Consider the following 3,087-nt stretch of genomic DNA (forward strand, 5'->3'; position numbering starts at 1 on the left):
ACTAACTATCCACAGGGTTAAACACCCGAGTGTACGTTTCCGAGCAACCACTGTCAAGTTTAAAAGTTATCGTGGAAACTCTGGTTTGAATGTGAACAGGAATAGATTATTCTGCTCCATATATCAAATAAAAATTGTGTTTCCCTGAAATAGGCTGTACAAGTGTCACGACCGCTCCGGAAAGTCGGCACTGATATTGTTTCAGGCTGGAGCGAAAAAGGACAAACAAAACACAGCAGAGCGTAATTGGTCACAGGGATCGCAACTCTATGATTTTATTACCTCTGGACTGTAATTGCTCACAGGTGCCGCAGATTTTTGCAGGTTCTTTTGTTCGTCATAGCCTAACTGTGCGGATAAAAGAGACTGTGAAAAGCTGGGATACCTGTGGACAATTACGTCAGAGTAATGTTGATGGGACTGTTCTGCACCATTTTGTCCTTAAGTTAACGACATTGTGAGAGTAGTAACGGAACCACAAGATAGAGGGTTGTGTTCAGTAGAGATAATCATTTTCATACCAGAGTCCGTGAAGGATTTGTGATGTTTTTCTTGATAACACTTTGAGATACAGGCACAAAATTCACAATTAAGTCTGTTGGAAAAAACTTCATCTCCTTTAGGGGGATTCCCTGGTGACGCATTCTGATTTTTTTGGACCCGCTGAAATTGCCTGCTTTGATCAATGGGATCAAAAAAGACCAGGCGGCATGGTCATTGAATGCTCACGGACTCAGGTCTTATTGTACAGTACAGGATAGTAACCGGCCGCAGCTGGAGCTGGAGAAAGAAAATGACTTTACTGGGTGTTGCCCGGAAAATGAAGTAATGGTCACCTTGGAAATTCTAATTTTTAAGGCACCCAGATAAAAAATGTGTCCATGCATGGCAGCGAAGCCTGACTTTTTTCAGGTTCTACCCCTTGCGTGGATGGAATTGTGCTCATGTTATGGAGGATTCTCCGGGACAGGGGTGAAGGAAGAGCAATGGTTACAAAAAAAAAGAAGGAAAAAGAGAAAAGCGTTCTCAAAATTAAAGCTACAACTGGTGCCTGGTGGAAAAGCACCGTAAAGGAAGATTCGGAAACTGTCGATGCTGTTGAAGATGTAAAAAAGAAGGTGGGGAGGACGGCTTCAAAGAAAAAAACAGTGAGCAGAGATTCCGGGGAAAAAACAGCAGGCAACCAGCAAAAGAGTTCGTCCACGACAGACGAAAAGAAAAAGAAGTCCACAGCAGGCCGAAAAAAAAGTTCTTCCCGGCAAAAGAAAGAGGAAAAACAGAAACCCTCCCGGAGTCGGTCACCTCGTAAAAAAGAGGTGGAAACCGAAGTGGAAAAACAGGCGGAGCAGCAGGTAAAAGAAGTAAAGCCAGAGAAAGAAAAAAAAGTTTCCGGGGAAAAGGGGGAGCACCGGCGGGAAAAAAAGGCCGAACCTGTACGTAAACTGCTTATCAATGCGGAAGAGCCAGAAGAGTGCAGGATTGCACTGCTTGAGGATGGTCGCCTTGAGTCCATTCATGTTTCCTCGGTCACGAGGACCCGCACAAAAAATAACATCTACAAGGCAAAAATTGTTGCTATTGAACCCAGCCTTCAGGCTGCTTTTGTTGATTACGGTACCGACAAGAACGGTTTTCTGCCGTTCAGTGAAATCCATCCGGAATATTACAGGCAGGATCTTGATGACAGCATTCGGGAAAAGGTGAATGCTCACCAGTGGAAAAAACTGAGTATTTCCGATGTGGTTGAGAAGGGTCAGGAAATCCTGGCCCAGGTTGTCAAAGAGGAAGTAGGGAAAAAAGGGGCAAACATGACCACTTACCTTTCTCTTCCAGGTCGATGCGTTGTCCTTATGCCCGGCTCGGATTCCTCAGGAATATCGAGAAAAATTTCTGGAGAAGAGAAACGGACACGCCTGCGGGAAGTCATGAAGTCCACGAAGATACCGGAGGGGATCGGCTGGATCGTAAGAACAGCCAGCCTCGATATCACCAAAACAGCTCTTTCCAGGGATGTCAAGTATCTGCTCAGGCTGTGGGAGGAAATCAAGAAAAAGGGACAGTCCCTTGAAGGGGTCGGTCTGGTCTATGAAGACCACCATAACGTACTGATGTTTCTGCGCGAACATTTTGACCCGTCCATCGTGGAAATTCTTGTTGATGATCCGGTGGCTCTGGATCAGGTGAAAGGGTTTATAGAGCTTCTGCCTGCCAGACAGAAAAATGTTAAGGTGCGGCTGCACCGCGGTTCCAGGCCGATTTTCAATCAGTTCAGTGTAGAGGATCAGATTGAATCCATCTATCAGCCCCAGGTTAATCTTCCTTCGGGCGGTTCCATCGTCATCAATCCCACTGAAGCCCTGGTGGCAATCGATGTGAATTCGGGTTCGACTTCAAAGGGCAAAAATTTTGAAGCCTCTATTTTCCAGGCCAATATGGAAGCGGCCAATGAGCTGGCGCGGCAGTTGAGGTTGAGGGATCTCGGCGGCCTGATCGTAGTCGATTTTATTGACATGCGGAGCAGAAAAAATATTCTGGCAGTGGAGCGGGAAGTGAAGGCCGCCATGAAGAGGGACCGGGCCAAGGTTGACTTCAGCCGGATCTCGAAATTCGGCCTGATGCAGATTTCCAGGCAGAAACTGGGCGCACCCCTTGAAGCAGGGAATTACAGAAGATGCGAACATTGCAAGGGGCGTGGAACCGTGCGTTCTGTAGAGACTCTGGCTCTCTTTTACCTGCGGAGGATACAGACGGCCGCCAGCAGGAAACAGGTTGTCCGCATTGAATGTCATTTTCCCCTTGACGTGGCGTCTTATCTGCTGAACAATAAGCGGCAGGAGCTGTACTCAATGGAAACAAAATATGATGTGGAGATTACCATTGTTGCGGAAACAACCATGAAACCTGCGGACAATGAGCTGATTTTTCACAGGAAGGAAAAAGAGGTAAAAAAATAAAAACAAGCTTGAGTTCCCCTGTAAACTGGGGTATATAAACATCTCTTCATGCACCAGTAGCTCAGCTGGATAGAGTACCTGACTACGAATCAGGGGGTCACAGGTTCGAATCCTGTCTGGTGTACCAGTTATT

1 protein-coding gene and 1 tRNA gene are annotated in these 3,087 nt (G+C 46.5%); both read left to right on the forward strand.

The features are described 5' to 3' along the window. The first annotated feature begins 986 nt into the window (after positions 1 to 986). The gene (locus tag ACXLDX_RS11925; protein ID WP_457577410.1) at positions 987 to 2,954 is read left to right on the forward strand and encodes an Rne/Rng family ribonuclease; all 1,968 of its coding nucleotides are present in this window, start codon (positions 987 to 989) and stop codon (positions 2,952 to 2,954) included. A 50-nt stretch (positions 2,955 to 3,004) separates the two neighbouring features. Further along, positions 3,005 to 3,081 (forward strand) — tRNA-Arg (locus tag ACXLDX_RS11930). The last annotated feature ends 6 nt before the right edge of the window (positions 3,082 to 3,087 follow it).

It is taken from the genome of Desulfomarina sp. (genome assembly GCF_054039375.1).

Bases quoted from the DNA above. Each gene is read 5' to 3' on its own strand.
- ACXLDX_RS11925 (WP_457577410.1), top strand. From the start codon at position 987: ATGGTTACAAAAAAAAAGAAGGAAAAAGAGAAAAGCGTTCTCAAAATT.